This is a genomic window from Derxia gummosa DSM 723, from assembly GCF_000482785.1.
GTDB classification, from domain to species: domain Bacteria; phylum Pseudomonadota; class Gammaproteobacteria; order Burkholderiales; family Burkholderiaceae_E; genus Derxia; species Derxia gummosa.
In genome coordinates this window covers 122,370-141,838 of the sequence record NZ_AXWS01000015.1, presented here as the reverse complement: position 1 = coordinate 141,838, position 19,469 = coordinate 122,370, and the positions used below count along the sequence as shown (strand labels likewise).

Here is a 19,469-nt window from a genome sequence, read left to right as displayed (position 1 = left end):
GCCCGCCGCCGGCCACACCCCGCATCACGGAGCACCCGCATGAGCCGAAACGACGAACTCTTCGCGCGCGCGCAGCGCAGCATTCCCGGCGGCGTCAACTCGCCCGTCCGCGCCTTCCGGCAGGTCGGCGGCACGCCGCGCTTCTTCGAACGCGGTGCCGGCGCCCGCCTGTGGGACGCCGACGGCCGCGAGTACATCGACTACGTCGGCTCCTGGGGCCCGATGATCCTCGGCCACGCCCACCCGACCGTCGTGGCCGCCGTGCAGGACGCCGCCGCCCACGGCCTCGGCTACGGCGCGCCGACCGAAGCCGAGATCGTCATCGCCGAGGAGGTCATGAAGCTCATGCCCAGCCTCGAAAAGATCCGCTTCGTGTCGAGCGGCACCGAAGCCGCGATGAGCGCCATCCGCCTCGCGCGCGGCGCCACCGGCCGCACCCGCATCGTCAAGTTCGACGGCTGCTACCACGGCCACGCCGACTCGCTGCTCGTGAAGGCCGGCAGCGGCCTGCTCACCTTCGGCAACCCGACCAGCGCCGGTGTGCCGGCCGACTTCGCCGCGCACACCATCGTGCTCGACTACAACGACATCGCCGAGATCGACGCCTGCTTCGAGAAATTTGGCCACGAGATCGCCTGCGTGATCGTCGAGCCGATCGCCGGGAACATGAACTTCGTGCGCGGCACACCCGAATGGCACGCCCGCCTGCGCGAGCTGTGCACCCAGCACGGCTCGGTGCTGATCTGGGACGAGGTGATGACGGGATTCCGCGTGGCGCTCGGCGGCGCGCAATCGCTGTACGGCATCCGGCCCGACCTGACGGTGCTCGGCAAGGTGATCGGCGGCGGCATGCCGGTGGCGGCCTTCGGCGGCTCGGCCGAGGTGATGAAGTTTCTGGCGCCCGAGGGGCCGGTGTATCAGGCGGGCACGCTGTCGGGCAATCCGGTGGCGGTCGCGGCGGGGCTGGCGACGCTCAGGCTGATCCAGGAACCGGGCTTTCATGACCGGCTCGGCGAGCAGACCGCCAAGCTCATGGCCGGCTTCCAGGCCGCCGCCGAAAGCGCCGGCCTGCCGCTCGCGGTGGACAGCGTGGGCGGGATGTTCGGCTTCTACTTCCGCGAGGGCCTGCCCGGCACGCTGAGCGAGGTGCACACGGCGGATGTGGAGCGGTTCAAGAAGTTCTTCCACGCGATGCTGGATCGCGGCGTGTATCTGGCGCCGTCGGCGTATGAAGCGGGGTTTGTGAGCGCCGCGCATGACGGGGCGGTGGTGGCGGAGACGCTGGTTGCGGCGGCGGGGGCGTTCAGGGCGGTGGCCTGAGCGTTCCGGCGCACTCATCAACCCGAGTCCGTAGAGCAGAAAGCATTGGTATATCTTTCTGATATCCAGCACATACCCGCGAAGGACTCGCCGATGGAAACCGCCAAGCTCTTCTGGTCCGGCCGCTCCCAGGCCGTCCGCCTGCCGAAGGAATTCCGCATCGAAGGCAGCGAAGTACGCATCCGCCGCCACGGCGCGGCGGTGATCCTCGAACCGATCGCCAACGACTGGGGCTGGCTCGATGCGCTCGGCGGCCCGCTTGACGCCGCCGTGGTCCAGGCCGCGACCGAGCAGCCGGCCGCCGAGGAACGCCCCGGCCTCGACCAGCTCTTCGGCGACTGAGGCCGCGGCGCCATGCGCTACCTGCTCGACACCAACGCGCTGATTGCCGTGCTCAACGATCCGGCCGGCGCGGTCGCGCAGCGCATGCGGCAGCACGCGCCGGCCGACATCGGCGTGAGTGCCGTCGTCATGCACGAGCTTTACTTCGGCGCCTTCAAGAGCCAGCCGCCGAGGCGCGACCGCAATCTGGCGATCGTGGATGGCATCCGGCTGGAAGTACTGCCCTTCGACACCGAAGACGCCCGTCACTCCGGCGAGGTGCGCGCGCAGCTCGCGCTGCGCGGCACGCCGATCGGGCCGTTCGACGTGCTCATCGCCGGTCAGGCCCGCGCGCGCGGGCTGACGCTGGTCACGCGCAACCTGCGCGAATTCGCCCGGGTGGACGGGCTGGCGACCGAGAACTGGCAGGACGACGCGCCGGTCGCCTGACCGGAAAAGGCAAAGGCGCGGTGGCATTCAGCCAGCCGCGCCTTGCCCTGTGCGAATCAGGCCAACGGCCTTCAGCGGGGAGCGTCAATGCGCCCCACTCGCCGCCTCGGCCCCACCACCGCCGGCCGCACTCTTCCTCACCGGCTTCGCCACCCAGACCAGCCCCACCAGCGCCACGAACAGCACCGCGCTCCCCCAGAAGATGTCATTCACCCCCAGCACCGCCGCCTGGGTGTCGATGAGGCGGTTCAGCACCGCGCTGCCCTGATCGGCGCCCAGTCCTGACGCCGACAGCTGCCGCACCGTCTGCACCGCCGCCGGGTCGGCGAGCGTGATGTGCTCCACCAGCTGGGCGTGGTGCAGCGTCATGCGGTCGTCCCAGAGCGTGGTCGAGATCGAGGTGCCGAAGCTGCCCGCCGTGATGCGGCAGAAATTGCTCAGCCCCGACGCGGCCGGGATGCGCTCCGGCGGCAGACCCGCCAGCGCCGCCGAGATCAGCGGGATGAAGAAGAAGGCCATCGCCACGCCCTGGATGAGCGTGGGCAGCATGATCGAGCGGAAGTCCATGTCGGTCGTCGAGCCCGAGCGCATCCAGAACACGAGGCCGAACACCAGCAGCGCGATCGTGCTGTACCAGCGCGTGTCCACCTTGTGCACCGTCTGCCCCACCACCGGCGACAGCACCACCGCCAGCAACCCGACGGGCGCGAGCACCGCGCCGGCCATCGTGGCGGTGTAGCCCATGTACTGCTGCAACCACAGCGGCAGCAGCACCACGTTGCCGAAGTAGAGGCCGAAGGCGATCGACAGCGTCATCGTGCTCGCCCAGAAATTGCGGCGCGTGAACAGCGTGAGATCGACCACCGGATGCTTGTCGGTCAGCTCCCAGATCAGGAACACCACGAAGCCCACGGCCGCCACCAGCAGCAGCGCGACGATGAAGGGCGACTCGAACCAGTCCAGCTCCTTGCCCTTGTCGAGCGCGACCTGGAGGCTGCCCACCCACAGCACGAGCAGCGCGAGGCCGATGCTGTCGATCGGCAGCTTGCGCGTGGGCGTCTCGCGCTTGCGGTAGATGGCCCAGGTGCCGGCCGCCGCGACGATGCCGACCGGCACGTTGATGTAGAAGATCCACGGCCAGCTGATGTTGTCGGTGATCCAGCCGCCGAGCAACGGCCCGGCCACCGGCGCGACCAGCGTCGTCATCGACCAGAACGCAAGCGCGGTGCCGGCCTTTTCCTTCGGGTAGCTCGACAGCAGCAGCGTCTGGCTGAGCGGGATCATCGGCCCGGCCACGGCGCCTTGCAGGATGCGGAAGAAGATCAGCATCTCGATGCTCGACGCCACGCCGCACAGCCAGGACGTGAGCACGAACAGCAGCACGCTGCTGACGAACAGCTTCACGGCGCCGATGCGCTGGGTGAGCCAGCCGGTGATGGGCACGGTGATCGCGTTGGCGACGCCGAAGCTCGTGATGACCCAGGTGCCCTGGTTGGGGCTGACGCCGAGGTCGCCGGCGATGGTGGGAATGGCCACGTTGGCGATGGACGTGTCGAGCACGTTCATGAACGTGGCCGCCGCCAGCACGAGGGTGCCGACGAGCCGCGCCGCGCCTTCGAGCGGCGGATGCGCGGCGGGAGCCTGGGGGGCTGCCATGGCGGCCTCGCTCAGTAGGCGGCCGGCAGCGCGGCAGCGGTGGTGATGAGCCGCGCCCTGCCGGCGCCGGTGGCCATCGCGTCATGCAGCAGCGCGGCCGGCTTGCCCGCGGCCATCCCCGCCGACCGGCCCGCCGCCACCGACGACACCGGCTTGCCGAGATTGCGCGCGACGATCTCGGCGACGAGGCGGTCGGCCTCGGCGCTGCTTTCGTCGGGCGCGCTGGCGAAGGCGGGCTTGTCGGCCTTGGTGGCGCTGGCGATCGACGGGCCGCTCTGGTCATGCACATCGACCGTGGCGACCATCGACAGGCCGATGCGCAGCGGATGTTCGGCGAGCTGCTTCGCGTCGAGCACCACGCGCACCGGCACGCGCTGCACCACCTTGATCCAGTTGCCGGTCGCGTTCTGCGCCGGCAGCAGCGAGAAGGCCGCGCCGGTGCCGGCGCCCAGGCCCGCGACCTTGCCGTCGTATTCCACCTTGTCGCCGTACAGGTCGGCGACGAGCTTGACCGGCTGGCCGATGCGCAGGCTGGTGAGCTGCACTTCCTTGAAGTTGGCGTCGACCCAGAGCTGGTCGAGCGGCACGACGGCCATCAGCGGCGTGCCGGCGGCGATGCGCTGGCCGACCTGCACATTGCGCTTGGCCACCTGCCCGCCCACCGGTGCGACGAGTTCGCCGCGATGCACGGCGAGCCAGGCTTCGCGCACGCGGGCGGCGGCGCGCTGGACGTTGGGATGGTCCTCGGCCGTGGTGCCGCGCGTGAGCGCCTGGTTGGCCGAGAGCTGTTCGCGCGCGGCGGTGACGGCGGCCTCGGCGGCGGCGAGCTGGCTCTTCGCGTTGGCGACGGCGGTGCGAGCGTGTTCCAGCTCCTCGCCCGAGACGGCGCCGGTGGCGGTGAGGCCCGAGCGGCGCTTGAGGTCGTCCTCGGCCTTGGCGAGGTCGGCGCGCACCCGCTGGGCGTCGGCTTCGCGCAGCTTGACGTTGGCGGCGAAGCTGGCGTCGTTGGCGAACAGCGTGCGCACTTCGCGCACGGTCTGGCCAAGCTGGGCCTCGGCCTGGTCGAGCGCCACCTGGGCGTCGGCCGGGTCGAGCTTGACGAGCGGCGCGCCGGCCGCGACCACGTCGGTGTCGTCGGCGAAGATGGCCGTGACCGTGCCGCCGACCTGCGGCGTCACCTGCACGACGTTGCCGGCGACGTAGGCGTTGTCGGTCTCGACGAACCAGCGCGCATGCGAATACCAGTGCGCGCCCCAGGCCGCGCCGCCGGCGATGACGGCGACGGCCACGGCGATGAGCGCCTTGGCGCGGCCGAAGGGCGGGCGGTGGACGGGTGGCTGGCCGGTGCCGACCGGGGTGGCGCGCGGCGCGGCGGCCGGGCCGGCGGCCTGCGCGGCCGGTTGTGCCGGGGTGGCGGGAGAGTCGTTGCGGTCGTTTGCCATGGGGTTCCCCTCAGGAGCCGGTGGTGTAGCCGCCGCCGAGCGCGCGGACGAGGCTGATCTGGTTTTCGAGCGCGCGGGCGCGCAGTTCGGTGCCGCGCCGGCGTTCGGCCAGCACGCTGCTTTCCGCGCTCAGCACGGTCAGGAAGCTGCCGAGGCCGGCGCGGTAGCGCTGCTCGGCGAGGTCGTAGGCGCTTTCGGCGGCAGCCTGCGCGGCACGCTGCTGCTCGGCCTGCCGGTCGATGGCGCGGCCGGAGGTGAGCGCATTGGCCACGTCGCGGATGGCGAGCGTGAGCGTGAGGTTGTAGACGCCGATCGCCTCGTCGGCGGCGGCGGCGCGCGTCTTGAGCTGGGCGCGCAGCCGGCCGCCCTCGAAGATCGGCAGGCTGATCGCGGGTGCGACGCCCCATTCGCGGCTGCCGGCGTCGATCCAGTCGCCGAGGCCGAGGGCGTGGAAGCCGACGAAGGCGCTGAGATTCACGTTCGGGTAGAAGGCGGCGCGCGCCACGTCCACGCCCGCGAGCGCGGCCTCGACGCGTCGGCGCGCGCCGGTCACGTCGGCGCGGCGGCCGATGAGGTCGGCCGGGATCACGGCCGGCGGCGGCAGCACGCGGGTCGCGCCGAGCGCGGGCTTGAGGTCGGCCAGCGTCTGCGGCGCGATGCCGGCGAGCGCGGCGAGCGTGATGCGGCCCAGCTCGATGCGCTCCTCGGCGGCGGCGATGTCCTGGCCGGTCTGGGGCACGGTGGTCTCGGCCTGGCGCAACTCGACATTCGTGTCGAGGCCGGCGCTGACGCGGTCGGACACGAGCTGGCGGATGTGCTGGCGCTGCTCGCGCGTGGCGATGAGCAGCTCGCGCAGCTCGATGTCGCGGGCGAGGTCGATGTAGGCGGTGGCGATCTGCGTGGAAAGAATCCAGCGCGCGGCGGCCAGATCGGCCTCGGCGGCGCGGGCCTGGCCGAGCGCGGCTTCGAGCGCGGCGCGGTTGCGGCCGAACAGGTCCAGCTCCCATTGCCCGCCGAGGCGCAGCAGGGCGTCGCTGTCGACGCTACCCGCGAGCGGCGCCGGGTAGATGTAGTTCTCGGTGAAGCGCTCGCGGGTGACGCTGGCCTGGGCATCGGCGCGCGGGAGCAGCGCGGCGCGGGCGGTCTCGGTGCCGGCCTGGGCCTGGGCGAGACGCGCGGCGGCGATGCGCATGCTCGGCGCGTCGGCGAGGGCGTTGTCGATGAGGGCCGTGAGGCGGTCGTCGCCGAGGCTGGTCCACCAGCGGTCGCCGGGCCAGGTGATGGGGGGGGCGGCGTTGTCGGCCGGGCGGGCGGCGGTGGTGGCCGAGGCGCTTGCGCCCTCCGGCAGAGCGCGGCCGGCGCCGATCGCGGCCGGATCGGAGAGCTGGGCGGTCGGCGCGATGCCACGCATGTCGGCGCAGCCGGCAATGGCAAGCGCGGCGAGCACCGCGAGGCCGGCGCGGCGCAGCGGGCGGGCCGGCGCGGCGGCGCGCGGGCCGAGGTCGGGCGCGCCGCTGGCCGGCTCGGTGCGGGCGGGCGTGTTCATGCCACCTCCTCGTCATCCGCCGCGAGCGGGTCGCCGCTCATACGCAGGCCGTTGTCGAGCATGCGGTGCAGCAGGCCCATCAGCAGCGCGTGCTCGTCGCGGCTGAAGCCGGCGAGATGGCCGTTGATGACGTCGCACAGCACGCCGGGGATGAGGTCGGCGAGGCGGTGGCCTTCGTCGGTGAGTTCGAGGTTCACCACGCGCCGGTCCTCGGTCGAGCGCACGCGAGCGATGAGGCCCTTGCTCTCCAGCCGGTCGAGCAGCCGGGTGACGGCGCCGGTGTCGATGCAGCCGTGGCGCGCGAGTTCGGCGGCGGTGCGCGCATTGCCGTTGCGCAGATGGATCAGCGGCTTCCATTGCGCGTCGGTGATGCCGTGCACCGCCATGCGGTCGTCGATCGCGCGGGTCAGCGAGTTGAGGACGCGCTTGATCGTGAAGCCGAGGCTGGCGCTCGGTTCGTAGTTGTCGGGCTGGTAGAAATCGATGTCGGGCATGGCGGTTCCGGGTCCGGTGGGACGATGGCTGCCATGTATATCACTGCTTAGTCAGCAATTGATCGGGCAGAAGCTGATGATTACAACTTCCAGGGATTGCACGGGGCGGCGGGCGGCCTCAGCCGCCGAAGCCTTCGCGCGCGCGGTCGCGGGCGAGCAGTTCGGCCAGCGCGTGACGCGGCGTCACGCCCTCGAACAGCACGCGGCACACCGCTTCCGTGATGGGCAACTCGACGCCGAGGCGCCGGCCCAGCTCGCGCGCCGGTCGCGCCGAGCGCACGCCTTCGGCCACCTGGCCGAGCGCGCCGACGGCATCGGCCAGCGCCTCGCCGCGCCCGATGGCGAGGCCGACGCGGCGGTTGCGCGACAGGTCGCCGGTGCAGGTGAGGATGAGGTCGCCCACGCCTGCGAGGCCCATGAAGGTGTCGGTGCGGGCGCCGAGCGCGAGGCCGAGCCGGGTCATCTCGGCAAGGCCGCGCGTGATGAGCGCGGCGCGGGCATTGAGGCCCAGCTCCAGCCCGTCGGCGACACCGGCGGCGACGGCGAGCACGTTCTTGATCGCGCCGCACACCTCCACGCCCGCGAGGTCGCTCGATGCGTACACGCGCATCGCCTCGGAATGGAAGACGGCGGCGAGCCGGTCGGCCAGCGCGATGTCGTCGGCGGCGCACACGAGCGCGCAGGGCAGCCCGGCCGCGACTTCGCGCGCGAAGCTCGGGCCCGACAGCGCGGCGGCCGGCACGCCGGGCAGCGCCTCGGCCATCACTTCATGCAGCAGGCGGTCCGAGCCTTCCTCGAAGCCCTTGCAGAGCCAGACGACGGCCTTCGGCGCAAGCGGCGCGAGCCGCGCGGCGGTGGCGCGCAGCGCGGCGGCCGGCGTGGCGATGACCACGACACCGGCGGTGGCGGCGCGGTCGAAATCGGGGGTGATGCTCAGGGAGTCGGGCAGACGGTTGCCCGGGAGATAGCGCGCGTTCTCGCGCGTGGACTGCATCGCGGCGGCGGCATCGGCATCGCGCGCCCAGAGCGTGACTTCACGCCCGTGGCGCGCGAGCGCGGCGGCCAGGGCCGTGCCCCAGCTGCCGGCGCCGAGCACGCCGAGGGTCGGAAACGATGCCGATGCGCCCACGCGGCTTACTGCACCGTGCCGTTCGCGCCAGCCTGACGCTGGGCGAGACGCTGCTGGTAGAAGGCCTCGAAGTTGATTTCCTGCAGCAGCACGGGCGGCAGGCCGGTGCGGGTGATCAGGTCGGACAGGTTGGCGCGCAGGTAGGGGAAGACGATCGACGCGCACAAGATGCCGAGGATCGGGTCGAGCTGGTCGTCGGGGATCGCGCCGATCTGGAAGATGCCGGCCTGCTTGCCTTCGGCCAGGAACAGCACCTTGTCCTTCACGCGGGTGGTGACGGTGGCGGTGATCTCGACTTCGTAGATGTCGGCGGCCAGCTTCTGGTTGGCGACATCGACCTGGATCTCGACGGCGGGCGCTTCCTGCTCCAGGAAGATCTGCGGCGCGTTCGGCAGTTCGAGCGAGGCGTCCTTCAGATAGACGCGCTGGAGATTGAAGACGGGAGCCTGGGCTTGCTGTTCAGCCATGGAATGCACCTGTGGGGATTGCCGCCCGGCATGGGCGGAAAAGTGAGCGGGCGGGAAAACCGGACGACGGCCGCTCGGCGCAGTCCGGCGAGGCTGTTATCGGATCGGCCGGCGCGGCGGAGGCGATGTGCGACCGGAACGTCTCAGGCCGCGAGCAGCGGATCGAGTCCGCCGCGCCGATCGAGCGCGAGCAGATCGTCGCAGCCGCCGACGTGCTTGCCGTCGATGAAGATTTGCGGAACGGTCGTGCGCCCCGAGCGCTCGATCATCTCGCGCTTGAGGTCGGCATCGTCGTCGGGATACAGCTTCTCGATGTCGGTGATGCCTTTCTTCACCAGCAGGCCTTCGGCGCGGCGGCAGTAGGGGCAGGTGTCGCGGAAGTACATGACGATCTTCGCCACGGTGTTCTCCTGTGATGGGCGCTGCGTCAGGCGTTGCGCAGCGGCAGGCCGGCGGCCTGCCACGCAGCGACGCCACCTTCGAGCGTGACGACTTCGGCAAAGCCGGCCTTGGTCAGCACGGCGAGCGCGCGCTGGGCGCGCGGGCCGGTCTGGCAGACGACGATGACGGGCTTGCTCCTGGCCTTGTTCAGCTCGGCGATGCGGCCTTCGAGCTGATCGACCGGGATGTTGCGGGCGCCGGCGATGTGGCCACGCGCGAATTCTTCGGTACTGCGCACATCGACGAGCCAGGCTTCGCGGTCATTGATGAGTCGGGTCGCCTCGTGATGCGAGACGCCGCCCTTGCCGCCGCGCAGCACGGGCCAGAGCAGCAATCCGCCCGACACGAGGGCCGAGGCGACGAGGTACCAGTTGTCGAGCAGGAACTTCACTTGGAGGCGACCTTGCGGCGGCGGTGCCGCGATGGGTAAGGCGTCAGGCTGACGCGAAGCCCGGCATTATAAAATGCGCCCCGTTTCCTCCCGCCGCGCCCAGCCCGCATGCGCGCCAGTCGCCGCAGCGGGCACCGCAAGCCCGCCCCCGAGGGCGCCGCCGCCGGACCCGGTTTCCAAACTCCCAGCGCAACGCTGACCCGCCATGTACAAGATCGTCCTCATTCGCCACGGCGAATCGCAGTGGAATCTCGACAACCGCTTCACCGGCTGGACCGATGTCGACATCACCGAGAACGGCGCGAAGGAAGCCAAGGCCGCCGGCCAGCTCCTCAAGGCCGAAGGTTTCTCGTTCGACCTCGCCTTCACCTCGGTGCTCAAGCGCGCGATCCGCACGCTCAACACCGTGCTCGACGAGATGGACCTCACCTGGATTCCGGTGCAGAAGCACTGGCGCCTGAACGAGCGCCACTACGGCGCGCTGCAAGGCCTCAACAAGGCCGAGACCGCCGCCAAGTACGGCGACGAGCAGGTGCTGGTGTGGCGCCGGGCCTATGCGATCGCGCCGAACCCGCTCGCGCTCGACGACGAGCGCCATCCGCGCTTCGACGCCCGCTACGCCGACGTGCCGGCCGCCGAGCTGCCCGCGACCGAATGCCTGAAGGACACCGTCGCCCGCGTGCTGCCCTACTGGAACGAGACCATCGCCCCGGCGGTCAAGTCGGGCAAGAAGGTGATCATCGCCGCCCACGGCAACTCGCTGCGCGCACTGGTCAAGTACCTCGACAACATCGGTGACGACGAGATCGTCGCGCTCAACATCCCGACCGCGCGTCCGCTGGTGTACGAACTCGACGAGAACCTCAAGCCGATCAAGCACTACTACCTCGGCAACCAGGCCGAGATCGAGGCGGCGATGAACGCCGTCGCCAACCAGGGCAAGGCCAAGGCGGCTTGAGGCCCATGAAGCTCCCGGGCCGGCAACGGCCCATTTCCAGCGAGGCCGCGCCGCGCATCCGTCGCGGCGCGGCCTTGTTCGCATTCGCGCTGGTCGCGGGTGGGCCGGGGCTCGCGGCCGCCGCGCCGGCCGTGTCCATTCCGGCGCCCGCGCCGGTCGGCGCCACCGCCGAGCAGCGCCGCGCCGCGCAGAGCGAAGCCGGCGAACTGCGCGACCGCATCCAGTCGCTCAAGCGCGACCTGAGCAAGGCCGAATCCGACCGCAGCGAGGCGCGCGACGCCCTGCGCGAATCGGAAGGCGCGATCTCCGAGGCCAACCGCAAGCTGCGCGACCTCGACCAGCGCCAGCGCGACGCCGAGACCGCACTCGCTGCCGCCGAGGCCGAGCGCACGCGTGTCGAGGCCGCGATCGGCGACAACCGCGCCCGGCTCGCCCGCCTGAGCCGCGCCGAATACACCCAGGGCCGCACCAGCCCCTGGCAGCTGCTGCTGTCGGGCGAGAACCCCAACACCACCGGCCGCAACCTCGCGCTGCTCGGCTACGTGGGGCGCGCGCAGCAGAAGCTCATCACCCAACTCGAAGCCGACGAGGCCCGCCTGGCCACGCTGGCCGAGACCCAGCGCCAGCGCCGCGACGAGCTGGCGCAGATCCGCGGCCAGCAGGAATCGGAACGCAACGCGCTCGAACGGGAGAAGCAGGCGCGCAGCGCCACGCTGGCGCGCGTGTCGGCAAAGCTCGAGGAGCAGCGCAAGCAGGTCGGCGCGCTCGAACGTGACGCCGAGCGGCTGAACGGCCTGATCGACAAGCTCGGCAAGGTCATCGCCGAGGAGGAGCGCAAGGAGCGCGAGCGCCTCGCCGCCGAAAAGCGCCGCGCCGAGGAGGCCGCGCGTCTCGCCGCCGCCGAGGCCGCCAAGCGCGCCCTGGCAGAGAAGGAAGCCGCCCGCAGGCGTGCCGAGGCCGAGGCACGCGAGGCGCGTGCGCGCCAGCAGGCGGCCGCCGCCGGCGCGCCGATGCCGGCGCCCGCGCCAGCATCCGTGCCTGCGCCTCCGCCCGTGCATGCCCCCGAACCCGCGCCCGCCCCGCCTCCACCGCCCGCGCCGAGCATCGCGATGCTGCCCGACGGCTCCGCCTTCGAGGCGCTGCGCGGCCGGCTCGCGCAGCCGGCGCCGGGCGAGATCACCGGCCGCTTCGGACGGCCGCGCGACGGCGGTTCGGTGTGGAAGGGCATCTTCATCGCCGCGCCGACCGGTGCCGAGGTGCATGCCGTGGCGCGCGGGCGCGTGGTGTTCGCCGACTGGCTGCGCGGCTTCGGCAACATCGTGATCGTCGATCACGGCGGGCAATACCTGTCGATCTACGCGGGCAATGAATCGAATTTCAAGACCGCCGGTCAAACCGTCAACGCGGGCGAGACCATCGCCAGCGTGGGTGCCACCGGAGGCGCCGAACGCCCCGGCCTATACTTTGAACTCAGGCGTGCGGGCCAGCCTTTTGATCCTTCCGGATGGCTGCGCTGACCGCATGATGCAAAGCCCGGCAAAGCCTTGCCGGGCTGTTTTTTTGCGGCGAATTTCCCCGGCCTAGGGCCGTCTCGCGATAGGTGGTTTAACGATGGGCAAGTTGAAGAGCCTGGGTCTGGTTTCGGCGGGTGTGGTGGCAGGCGTGCTCGTGAGCCTGCAACTGTCGGCGGTCGCGCAGCGCGAGCCGCGCCCGGCCCTGCCCTATGAGGAGATCCGCCAGTTCACCGATGTGTTCGGCGCGATCAAGAACAACTACGTCGAGCCGGTCGAAGACAAGAAGCTCGTGACCGAGGCCATCTCCGGCATGCTCACAAGCCTCGATCCGCATTCGCAATACCTCGACGCCGATGCGTTCAAGGACCTCACCACCCAGACGCAGGGCGAGTTCGGCGGTCTGGGCATGGAGATCGGCAGCGAAGACGGCTTCCCGAAGGTGATCGCGCCGATCGAGGACACGCCCGCCGCGCGCGCCGGCGTGCGCGCCGGCGACCTGATCATCCGCGTGGACGACAAGCCGACCAAGGGCATGAGCACGACCGACGTGGTCAAGATGCTGCGCGGCAAGCCCAAGACCAACGTCACGGTCACCTTCGCGCGCAAGGGCGAGAGCAAGCCCATCGTCATCACGCTGGAGCGCGCAGTCATCAAGGTGGCGTCGGTCAAGGCCAAGCTGGTCGAGCCGGGCTATGCCTATCTGCGCATCACCCAGTTCCAGGAAAGCACGGCCGAGAACCTCGTCACCCAGTTCAACAAGCTGGCGGCGCAAGGGCAGCTCAAGGGCATCGTGCTCGACCTGCGCAACGATCCAGGCGGCCTGCTGAACGCGGCCATCGGCGTGTCGGCGGCCTTCCTGCCGAAGGGCGATCTGGTGGTGTCCACCGACGGCCGCACCGACGACGCCAAGCGCAAGTTCTTCGCCAATCCCGAGGATTACCTGCGCGGCCGCGGCACCGACGATTACGTCGCCAAGCTGTCGGTCGATGCCAAGAAGCTGCCGATGGTGGTGCTGGTCAATCGCGGCTCGGCGTCGGCGTCGGAAATCGTCGCGGGCGCCCTGCAGGACCACAAGCGCGCGACGGTCATGGGCTCGCAGAGCTTCGGCAAGGGGTCGGTGCAGACCATCCTGCCGCTGTCGGCCACGACGGCCATCCGCCTGACGACGGCGCGCTACTTCACGCCGGCCGGCCGCAGCATCCAGGCCAAGGGCATCACGCCCGACCTGCTGGTGGACGAATACAAGGACGGCGATCCGTTTGCCGAATTCGGCCCGCGCGAGGCCGATCTCGACCATCACCTCGCCAACCCCGAGGGCGGTGAAGCCAAGCCCGACAAGAAGACGCCCGAGCAGCGCGCCGCCGATGCCAAGCGCATCGAGGAGCTGCTCAAGAACCGCAAGCCGGTGGAATACGGCTCGGCCGACGACTGGCAACTCCAGCAGGCGCTCAACCAGCTCAAGGGCAAGCCGGTGGAAACCGCCAAACCCCGGCCCGAGGGCGCGACCACGGCCGCCGTCGGCGCCGACAAGGGCGGCAGCGCGCCGTCCGAGCAATGAGGTTCGGCCTCGCGGCGCGCGGGCCAGTCGGGAGCGCGCCGTGAATGACGACCAGCTGCTGCGCTACAGCCGGCACATCCTGCTCGACGAGATCGGCATCGAGGGGCAGGAGAAGCTGCTCGGCGCGACCGCGCTCGTGATCGGCGCCGGCGGTCTCGGCTCGCCGGCGGCGATGTATCTCGCGACGGCGGGCGTCGGCCGCATCGTCATCGCCGATGGCGACACGGTCGATCTCACCAATCTCCAGCGCCAGATCGCGCACACGACGGCGCGCGTGGGCTGGGCCAAGGTCGATTCGGCGCGCGAGATGCTCGCCGCGCTCAATCCGCAGATCGAGGTGGTGGCGATCGCCGAGCGGCTCGATGCCGAACGGCTCGCGCGCGAAGTGGCGCGCGCCACGGTCGTGCTCGACTGCTCCGACAACTTCGCGACGCGCCATGCGGTCAACCGCGCCTGCGTCGCTGCGGGCGTGCCACTGGTGTCGGGCGCGGCCATCCGCTTCGAGGCGCAGATCAGCGTGTTCGATCCGCGCGCGGCCGACGCGCCCTGCTATCACTGCCTGTTTCCGGAAGCCGACGACGCCGAGGAAATCCGCTGCGCGACGATGGGCGTGTTCGCGCCGCTCGTGGGCATCGTCGGGGCGATGCAGGCCGCCGAGGCGCTCAAGCTCGTCGCCGGCGTGGGCCGCAGCCTCGCCGGGCAGCTGCTGCTGCTCGATGCCCGCTCGATGGAATGGACCCGCATCCGTCTGCCGCGCGACCCGGACTGTCCGGTCTGCGGCGCGCACAACTAGAACCTCTCCTCCCGCAACCATGCTCAAGCTGCTCAACGCGCGCCGCGCGCTCGCACTCGTCTGCCTGATTTCGGTCGGCTCGATGGCCTCGGCCTACTACGTCCAGCATGAACTCGGCATCGAACCCTGCCCGCTGTGCATCGTGCAGCGGCTCGGCTACGTGATCGCGGGCGGGCTGGCGCTCGTCGGCGCGCTCGCGGGCACCCGCGCGTGGCTGATGAGGCTGATCGCCGGCCTCGCCACGCTGGTGTCGCTCGGCGGGCTGGGCGTGGCCAGCTGGCACGCCTGGCTCATCGAGCATCCGCCCGAGTCGGCGAGCTGCGGCCGGCCCTTCAGCTGGATGCTCCAGAACTTCACGCTCGAACAGCTCATGCCGCGCATCTTCGCGGGCCACGGCGACTGCCTGACCGTCGAATGGACGCTGTTCGGCTTCAACATCCCGCAGCTGTCGATGATGCTGTTCGCGGCGATGGTGCTGCTCGGCCTGTTCGCGGTCGCGCGGCCGATCGCCCGGGACAGCGGTTTCGGCGCCTACTGATCAGGGCAGCCGAGGCGCGGTGCGGAGCGAAAGCTCCGCACGGAGGGCATCAGACCGCAAGCAGCGCCGCGACCTGGGCTTCGGCGCCCTCGGCCGGCGTGCGCAGCCAGCCGCTCTTGGCATAGCGATGCCACTTGCCGCCGACGAAGCTGAGGATGAGATTGGCGCGCGCATCCACGTCGAAGCCCGAGGGCAGACGGCCCTGGAACAGAGCGGTGCGCAGTCCGCGCGCGACGGCGGCCTCGATGCGGTCGAACAGTTCGTTCATGCGCACCTGGAGGCGATCGTTCTCGCCGACGAGCGCATCGCCAACCAGCACGCGGGTCATGCCGCGGTTCTGCTCGGCGAAACCCAGCAGCGCGAGCACGAGTGCCCGGGTCTGCTCGACGCCATCGTCATGGTCGGCCGCGCATTGCTCGGTCAGGCCGATCAGCGTGCCTTCGATGAATTCGATCAGCGACTCGAACATCTGGGCCTTGCTCGCGAAGTGGCGATACAGCGCGGCTTCCGAGACTTCGAGGCGCGCGGCCAGCGCAGCGGTGGTGATTCGCTCGCCCTTGGGGTGCTCGAGCATCTCGCCGAGTGCCTGGAGAATCTGCACCCGACGCTCGCCCGGCTTGCTGTAAGCCCGCTTGCGGGAGACACCGGCGTCATCGGAAATGTGTTCGTTCGCGAGTGTGGTGAGAGTCATCTTTCGAGATCGCAGCCGGTAGGGGTTTCGACAAAAATGTCACAGAAATTGACATGCCGGCGGATTCTAGACAGGCCATCAGCCTCCGCACCATTCACGGCGACATAGAAAACACGGGAGATACAAGCTGTGGAAGCAACCACACGCGCGGACAGCACATCACAGGAAATGTGAAATCCGTCGTTGCAGTATTGCCAAGTCGTGAATTTTTAGCTTGGCCCAGTTGATCCGGCGGCGCTTGACACTTGGCAGGTGGGCCGTCATCAGCACGGTGCCCACGCCAAGCGAGCGCGCAGCCACGAGATTGGGCGCGCTGTCCTCCACGAGTACGCAGCGACGCGGATCGAGCCGTTCGCGCGCGATGAAGGCACGCAGCATGGCGCGCGAGGGCTTGGGCCTCAACCGACCGTGCAGTCGCATCTGCTCGACCGCCACGCAGCGGTCGACATGCCGGTCGATGCCGAGATGGAACAGCAGCTGACGCGCATAGGCGGCCGGCCCGTTGGTGAAGACGATCTTGCGGCCGGGCAGCCGGCGCAGTGCCGTGGCCAGTCCGCGCCCCGGCACGACCAGCGCGCCGATGTCGTCCAAGGCATGGGTCTCGCGCAGGAACTCGGCCTCGTCCACGCCGTGCAGGCGCACGAGACCGAGCAGCGTCGCGCCGTAGCGCAGCCAGAGCTGCTGGCGCAGCGCGTCGGCCGCCTCGCGCGACACGCCGAGCCGGCGCGCGATGTAGTCCGTCATCAGCCGGTTGATTTCCGGAAAGATGCGGGCCGAGGCGTTGTGCAGCGTGTTGTCGAGGTCGAACAACCAGACCGGACGCAGCTTGCAAGCGTTGTCATCGTCGCGCGTCTGCAATCGCTTGCAAGCGCGGCGCACCACCGCGCCGTGGCGCGTCGGCGGCATCCCGATCGGGATGCGCCGTGCTTCCGGCACCGGCATCCGCTCAGTGCGAGCGGATCATGGTGCCGACGCCCTTTTCCGTGAGGATTTCGAGCAGCAGGCAATGCGGCACGCGGCCATCGATGATGTGGACGGCATTGACGCCGGCCCTGGCCGCGTCGAGGGCCGAGCTGATCTTGGGCATCATGCCGCCACTGATCGTGCCGTCGGCAAACAGCTCGTCGATGCGCTTGGCGGTCAGCTTCGTAAGCAGTTCGCCGTTCTTGTCGAGCACGCCCTTGATGTTGGTGAGCAGCACGAGTTTCTCGGCCTTGAGCACCTCGGCCAGCTTGCCCGCCACCAGATCGGCGTTGATGTTGTAGGTCTCGTTGTTCTCGCCGAAGCCGATCGGCGCCACCACGGGGATGAACTGGTCGTCCTGGAGCGCGCGCACCACCGACGGGTCGATCTGGGTGATCTCGCCCACCTGGCCGATGTCGTGCAGCTTGGACGGATCGTCGCGGTCGGGAAGCATGAGCTTGCGGGCGCGGATCATGCCGCCGTCACGGCCCGTCAGGCCCACGGCCTTGCCGCCGGCGTGGTTGATGAGGCCGACGATGTCGCCCTGCACCTCGCCGCCGAGCACCCATTCGACGACTTCCATCGTCTCTTCATCCGTCACGCGCATGCCCTGGATGAAGGTGCCCTTCTTGCCGATCTTGGCCAGCGCCTCGTCGATCTGCGGGCCGCCGCCGTGCACCACCACCGGGTTGAGGCCGACGAGCTTGAGCAGCACCACGTCCTCGGCGAAGTCCTGCTGGAGCGCCGGATCGGTCATGGCGTTGCCGCCGTACTTGATGACGATGGTCTTGCCGTGGAACTTGCGGATGAAGGGCAGCGCCTCGGACAGGATTTCGGCCTTGACGCGCGGCGGCACCTTGGCGGCTTCGTGTTCGAGATCGAGTTCCGGCGTGTCGCTCATGGCAGTGTTCGGTGAGGGGTGGAAACGGGGCCGGAGTCTAGCAGCGCGCGAAGGCGCTTCCGGGCGGAAATCCCTGTGAAATCAGTGAGAAAGCGCGGGCTGTGGCGGGCGTGCCGAGCATCGGCCGGCGCGGCCGCGCCAGGCCACGCGCGGCGCGGCAGGCGGCGCGGACCGTCAGTCGCGGCTGAGCGTGCAGCGGTCGCCGCCGGCGCGGCGCTCCAGCGTGACGCGCGCGATCGCGGGCAGCTCGCCTTCCAGCTCGCGCCAGACGTAGGCGCAGAGGTTTTCGAGCGTGGCCGGGCCGATCTCGGGAATCTCGTCGAGGAAGCGGTGGTCGAGCTTGTCGCGCAGCTTCGCGAGCGCGGCGCGGAAGTAGCCGAGGTCCATGAGCATGCCGCTCTTCGGGTCGGGCTGGCCGCGCAGGCTGACGAGCACGTGATAGGTGTGGCCGTGGATGCGGCGGCTGGAATCCGTCTCGATCGTGCGCTCCAGCGTGTGGGCGGCGTCGAAGAAGAATTCCTGGGTGAGTTCGTAAATCATCGGATGCCCAGGTACTTGTGGGTCTGCGCGCTGAGGCGCCAGCGCGGGTCACGCATGCAGAGTTCGACGGCGAGGCGGGCGTTGTCGCGCGCGAGCGGGCCGTCCATCGGTTGCAGGAAGCGGTGTTCGAAGTCGAGCGCGGCAAGGGCGTCGAGGTCCTGGCCGGCCTGGGGCACGACCACCTTCAGCTCCTGCCCGCGCGTGGCGACGAGCGGCGCGCCTGCCTTGGGGCTGACGCACAGCCAGTCAATGCCCGGCGGCGGCGCCACCGTGCCGTTGGATTCGACGGCGATCTCGAAGCCGCGCGCATGCAGCGCATCGACGAGGGCCGCATCGACCTGCAACAGCGGCTCGCCACCCGTGAGGACGACGAAGGGGCGGATGGTAACAGTCGGCAACGTCGGCCATTGCGCCGCGATCATGTCCGACAAGGCTGCCGCGTCAGCGAATTTTCCGCCGAGCGTGCCGTCGGTGCCGACAAAGTCGGTGTCGCAGAACTTGCAGACCGCGCCGGAACGATCGGCCTCGCGCCCGGTCCAGAGGTTGCAACCGGCGAAGCGGCAGAACACCGCGGCGCGCCCGGCGTTCGCACCCTCGCCTTGCAGCGTGTAGAAGATTTCCTTGATCGAATACGCCATGCGCGTCGCTCCTCGAATGCCTGCATCCCCGCGCGACGCGAGACCTGCGATAACCACGCCAGACTGGCGCCACGATCCGCGTGTCCGGCCGACAATGCGGTGCGCCGAGCCGGCGAAGCACCGCGCCCGAAGCGCCGCGGGCGGCAAGTCTAGCCCGCGCACGATTCCCCTCCCTTGACCGCCGCTCGCTCACTGCCCGCTGCCACGGGCCGCGCGCGGCAATCCCCTGCCACCCCGGGAGACCGCATGACCACCACCCTCAACATCAACGGCCGCGACATGCAGTTCGATGTCGGCGACGACACGCCGGTGCTCTGGGCACTGCGCGACAGCGCCGGCATGACCGGCACCAAGTTCGGCTGCGGCATGGCCATGTGCGGCGCCTGCACCGTGCATGTGGACGGCCAGGCCACGCGCTCGTGCATCACGCCCGTCAGCGCCGTCGCCGGCAAGAAGATCACCACGATCGAGGCGATCGGCGCCGACCGCGTCGGCAAGGCGGTGCAGGCCGCCTGGGTCAAGCACGACGTGGCCCAGTGCGGCTACTGCCAGAGCGGCCAGATCATGAGCGCGACCGCCCTGCTCAAGGAAAAGCGCAAGCCCAGCGACGCCGACATCGACGCCGCCATGGCCGGCAACGTCTGCCGCTGCGGCACCTACCAGCGCATCCGCGCCGCCATCCACGACGCGGCCGCGTCGCTCGCCTGATCCGGAGACC

The 19,469-nt window shown here is 70.1% G+C and carries 22 protein-coding genes; 9 read left to right on the top strand and 13 right to left on the bottom strand.

Going from position 1 to position 19,469, the window contains the following annotated elements:
- The first annotated feature begins 39 nt into the window (after positions 1-39).
- The 3 genes from hemL (at position 40) to H566_RS0116100 (ending at position 2,091) form a co-directional block, all read left to right on the top strand.
- Positions 40-1,320, top strand: a complete 1,281-nt coding sequence (gene hemL, locus H566_RS0116110) for a glutamate-1-semialdehyde 2,1-aminomutase (RefSeq protein ID WP_028312237.1) — start codon at positions 40-42, stop codon at positions 1,318-1,320.
- Between the two features lie 93 nt (positions 1,321-1,413).
- Entirely contained in the window at positions 1,414-1,662 is a 249-nt protein-coding gene (locus H566_RS0116105; RefSeq protein ID WP_028312236.1) for an antitoxin, read from the top strand.
- A gap of 12 nt (positions 1,663-1,674) precedes the next feature.
- Positions 1,675-2,091 carry a type II toxin-antitoxin system VapC family toxin gene (locus H566_RS0116100; protein ID WP_028312235.1) on the top strand — a complete coding sequence of 139 codons (417 nt, stop codon included), beginning with the start codon at positions 1,675-1,677 and terminating at the stop codon, positions 2,089-2,091.
- Positions 2,092-2,175: 84 nt separating this feature from the next.
- Here the strand turns inward: H566_RS0116100 and H566_RS0116095 are convergent, their stop codons facing one another.
- The 8 genes from H566_RS0116095 to H566_RS0116060 all read right to left on the bottom strand — a co-directional run bounded on the left by H566_RS0116095 (position 2,176) and on the right by H566_RS0116060 (position 9,657).
- Complete coding sequence (locus H566_RS0116095; RefSeq protein WP_028312234.1) at positions 2,176-3,747, bottom strand: DHA2 family efflux MFS transporter permease subunit; 1,572 nt, start codon at positions 3,745-3,747, stop codon at positions 2,176-2,178.
- An 11-nt stretch (positions 3,748-3,758) separates the two neighbouring features.
- Positions 3,759-5,189: an HlyD/EmrA/EmrK family protein gene (locus tag H566_RS25750; protein WP_084545192.1), complete on the bottom strand. Its 1,431-nt coding sequence runs from the start codon at positions 5,187-5,189 to the stop codon at positions 3,759-3,761.
- Between the two features lie 10 nt (positions 5,190-5,199).
- A complete protein-coding gene (locus H566_RS0116085) occupies positions 5,200-6,735 on the bottom strand; it encodes an efflux transporter outer membrane subunit (RefSeq protein WP_084545191.1) in 1,536 nt (511 codons plus the stop codon).
- Positions 6,732-7,229: a MarR family winged helix-turn-helix transcriptional regulator gene (locus tag H566_RS25745; RefSeq protein ID WP_034412002.1), complete on the bottom strand. Its 498-nt coding sequence runs from the start codon at positions 7,227-7,229 to the stop codon at positions 6,732-6,734. The genes H566_RS0116085 and H566_RS25745 overlap by 4 nt, the downstream gene beginning before the upstream one ends.
- 118 nt (positions 7,230-7,347) lie before the next feature.
- Positions 7,348-8,358 (bottom strand): NAD(P)H-dependent glycerol-3-phosphate dehydrogenase, encoded by a 1,011-nt coding sequence (locus H566_RS0116075; protein WP_028312232.1) that lies wholly within the window; start codon positions 8,356-8,358, stop codon positions 7,348-7,350.
- Positions 8,359-8,363: 5 nt separating this feature from the next.
- On the bottom strand, positions 8,364-8,825 hold the full coding sequence (gene secB / locus H566_RS0116070; RefSeq protein ID WP_028312231.1) for a protein-export chaperone SecB: 462 nt from the start codon (positions 8,823-8,825) through the stop codon (positions 8,364-8,366).
- A 143-nt stretch (positions 8,826-8,968) separates the two neighbouring features.
- Positions 8,969-9,226 carry a glutaredoxin 3 gene (gene grxC / locus H566_RS0116065; protein ID WP_028312230.1) on the bottom strand — a complete coding sequence of 86 codons (258 nt, stop codon included), beginning with the start codon at positions 9,224-9,226 and terminating at the stop codon, positions 8,969-8,971.
- Positions 9,227-9,252: 26 nt separating this feature from the next.
- Positions 9,253-9,657 (bottom strand): rhodanese-like domain-containing protein, encoded by a 405-nt coding sequence (locus tag H566_RS0116060; RefSeq protein ID WP_028312229.1) that lies wholly within the window; start codon positions 9,655-9,657, stop codon positions 9,253-9,255.
- 205 nt (positions 9,658-9,862) lie between these two features.
- Between H566_RS0116060 and gpmA the strand changes: the two genes are divergently transcribed.
- The 5 genes from gpmA (at position 9,863) to H566_RS0116035 (ending at position 15,018) form a co-directional block, all read left to right on the top strand.
- Entirely contained in the window at positions 9,863-10,615 is a 753-nt protein-coding gene (gpmA, locus tag H566_RS0116055; protein ID WP_028312228.1) for a 2,3-diphosphoglycerate-dependent phosphoglycerate mutase, read from the top strand.
- A gap of 74 nt (positions 10,616-10,689) precedes the next feature.
- Positions 10,690-12,132: a murein hydrolase activator EnvC family protein gene (locus H566_RS0116050; RefSeq protein ID WP_051378867.1), complete on the top strand. Its 1,443-nt coding sequence runs from the start codon at positions 10,690-10,692 to the stop codon at positions 12,130-12,132.
- Between the two features lie 94 nt (positions 12,133-12,226).
- Positions 12,227-13,687, top strand: coding sequence for a S41 family peptidase (locus H566_RS25740; protein WP_084545190.1), 1,461 nt, complete (start codon positions 12,227-12,229; stop codon positions 13,685-13,687).
- Positions 13,688-13,727: 40 nt separating this feature from the next.
- Entirely contained in the window at positions 13,728-14,480 is a 753-nt protein-coding gene (locus H566_RS0116040) for a HesA/MoeB/ThiF family protein (protein WP_028312226.1), read from the top strand.
- A gap of 19 nt (positions 14,481-14,499) precedes the next feature.
- Positions 14,500-15,018, top strand: a complete 519-nt coding sequence (locus tag H566_RS0116035; RefSeq protein WP_028312225.1) for a disulfide bond formation protein B — start codon at positions 14,500-14,502, stop codon at positions 15,016-15,018.
- A 49-nt stretch (positions 15,019-15,067) separates the two neighbouring features.
- Here H566_RS0116035 and slmA read toward each other — a convergent pair whose 3' ends face one another.
- The 5 genes from slmA to queE form a co-directional block, all read right to left on the bottom strand.
- Entirely contained in the window at positions 15,068-15,709 is a 642-nt protein-coding gene (gene slmA, locus H566_RS0116030) for a nucleoid occlusion factor SlmA (RefSeq protein ID WP_028312224.1), read from the bottom strand.
- Positions 15,710-15,868: 159 nt separating this feature from the next.
- Positions 15,869-16,615 (bottom strand): pyrimidine 5'-nucleotidase, encoded by a 747-nt coding sequence (locus H566_RS25735; protein WP_084545209.1) that lies wholly within the window; start codon positions 16,613-16,615, stop codon positions 15,869-15,871.
- Between the two features lie 40 nt (positions 16,616-16,655).
- A complete protein-coding gene (argB, locus tag H566_RS0116020; protein WP_028312223.1) occupies positions 16,656-17,573 on the bottom strand; it encodes an acetylglutamate kinase in 918 nt (305 codons plus the stop codon).
- Between the two features lie 174 nt (positions 17,574-17,747).
- Positions 17,748-18,113 (bottom strand): 6-pyruvoyl trahydropterin synthase family protein, encoded by a 366-nt coding sequence (locus tag H566_RS0116015; protein ID WP_028312222.1) that lies wholly within the window; start codon positions 18,111-18,113, stop codon positions 17,748-17,750.
- Positions 18,110-18,751, bottom strand: a complete 642-nt coding sequence (queE, locus tag H566_RS0116010; RefSeq protein WP_028312221.1) for a 7-carboxy-7-deazaguanine synthase — start codon at positions 18,749-18,751, stop codon at positions 18,110-18,112. Before queE ends, H566_RS0116015 begins: the two co-directional genes overlap by 4 nt.
- Positions 18,752-18,997: 246 nt before the next feature.
- Between queE and H566_RS0116005 the strand changes: the two genes are divergently transcribed.
- Positions 18,998-19,459 (top strand): (2Fe-2S)-binding protein, encoded by a 462-nt coding sequence (locus H566_RS0116005; protein WP_028312220.1) that lies wholly within the window; start codon positions 18,998-19,000, stop codon positions 19,457-19,459.
- Positions 19,460-19,469 lie beyond the last annotated feature (10 nt).

Bases quoted from the DNA above. Each gene is read 5' to 3' on its own strand.
- hemL (WP_028312237.1), top strand. From the start codon at position 40: ATGAGCCGAAACGACGAACTCTTCGCGCGCGCGCAGCGCAGCATTCCC.
- H566_RS0116105 (WP_028312236.1), top strand. From the start codon at position 1,414: ATGGAAACCGCCAAGCTCTTCTGGTCCGGCCGCTCCCAGGCCGTCCGC.
- H566_RS0116100 (WP_028312235.1), top strand. From the start codon at position 1,675: ATGCGCTACCTGCTCGACACCAACGCGCTGATTGCCGTGCTCAACGAT.
- H566_RS0116095 (WP_028312234.1), bottom strand. From the start codon at position 3,747: ATGGCAGCCCCCCAGGCTCCCGCCGCGCATCCGCCGCTCGAAGGCGCG.
- H566_RS25750 (WP_084545192.1), bottom strand. From the start codon at position 5,189: ATGGCAAACGACCGCAACGACTCTCCCGCCACCCCGGCACAACCGGCC.
- H566_RS0116085 (WP_084545191.1), bottom strand. From the start codon at position 6,735: ATGAACACGCCCGCCCGCACCGAGCCGGCCAGCGGCGCGCCCGACCTC.
- H566_RS25745 (WP_034412002.1), bottom strand. From the start codon at position 7,229: ATGCCCGACATCGATTTCTACCAGCCCGACAACTACGAACCGAGCGCC.
- secB (WP_028312231.1), bottom strand. From the start codon at position 8,825: ATGGCTGAACAGCAAGCCCAGGCTCCCGTCTTCAATCTCCAGCGCGTC.
- gpmA (WP_028312228.1), top strand. From the start codon at position 9,863: ATGTACAAGATCGTCCTCATTCGCCACGGCGAATCGCAGTGGAATCTC.
- H566_RS25740 (WP_084545190.1), top strand. From the start codon at position 12,227: ATGGGCAAGTTGAAGAGCCTGGGTCTGGTTTCGGCGGGTGTGGTGGCA.
- H566_RS0116035 (WP_028312225.1), top strand. From the start codon at position 14,500: ATGCTCAAGCTGCTCAACGCGCGCCGCGCGCTCGCACTCGTCTGCCTG.
- slmA (WP_028312224.1), bottom strand. From the start codon at position 15,709: ATGACTCTCACCACACTCGCGAACGAACACATTTCCGATGACGCCGGT.
- H566_RS25735 (WP_084545209.1), bottom strand. From the start codon at position 16,615: ATGCCGCCGACGCGCCACGGCGCGGTGGTGCGCCGCGCTTGCAAGCGA.
- argB (WP_028312223.1), bottom strand. From the start codon at position 17,573: ATGAGCGACACGCCGGAACTCGATCTCGAACACGAAGCCGCCAAGGTG.
- H566_RS0116015 (WP_028312222.1), bottom strand. From the start codon at position 18,113: ATGATTTACGAACTCACCCAGGAATTCTTCTTCGACGCCGCCCACACG.
- queE (WP_028312221.1), bottom strand. From the start codon at position 18,751: ATGGCGTATTCGATCAAGGAAATCTTCTACACGCTGCAAGGCGAGGGT.
- H566_RS0116005 (WP_028312220.1), top strand. From the start codon at position 18,998: ATGACCACCACCCTCAACATCAACGGCCGCGACATGCAGTTCGATGTC.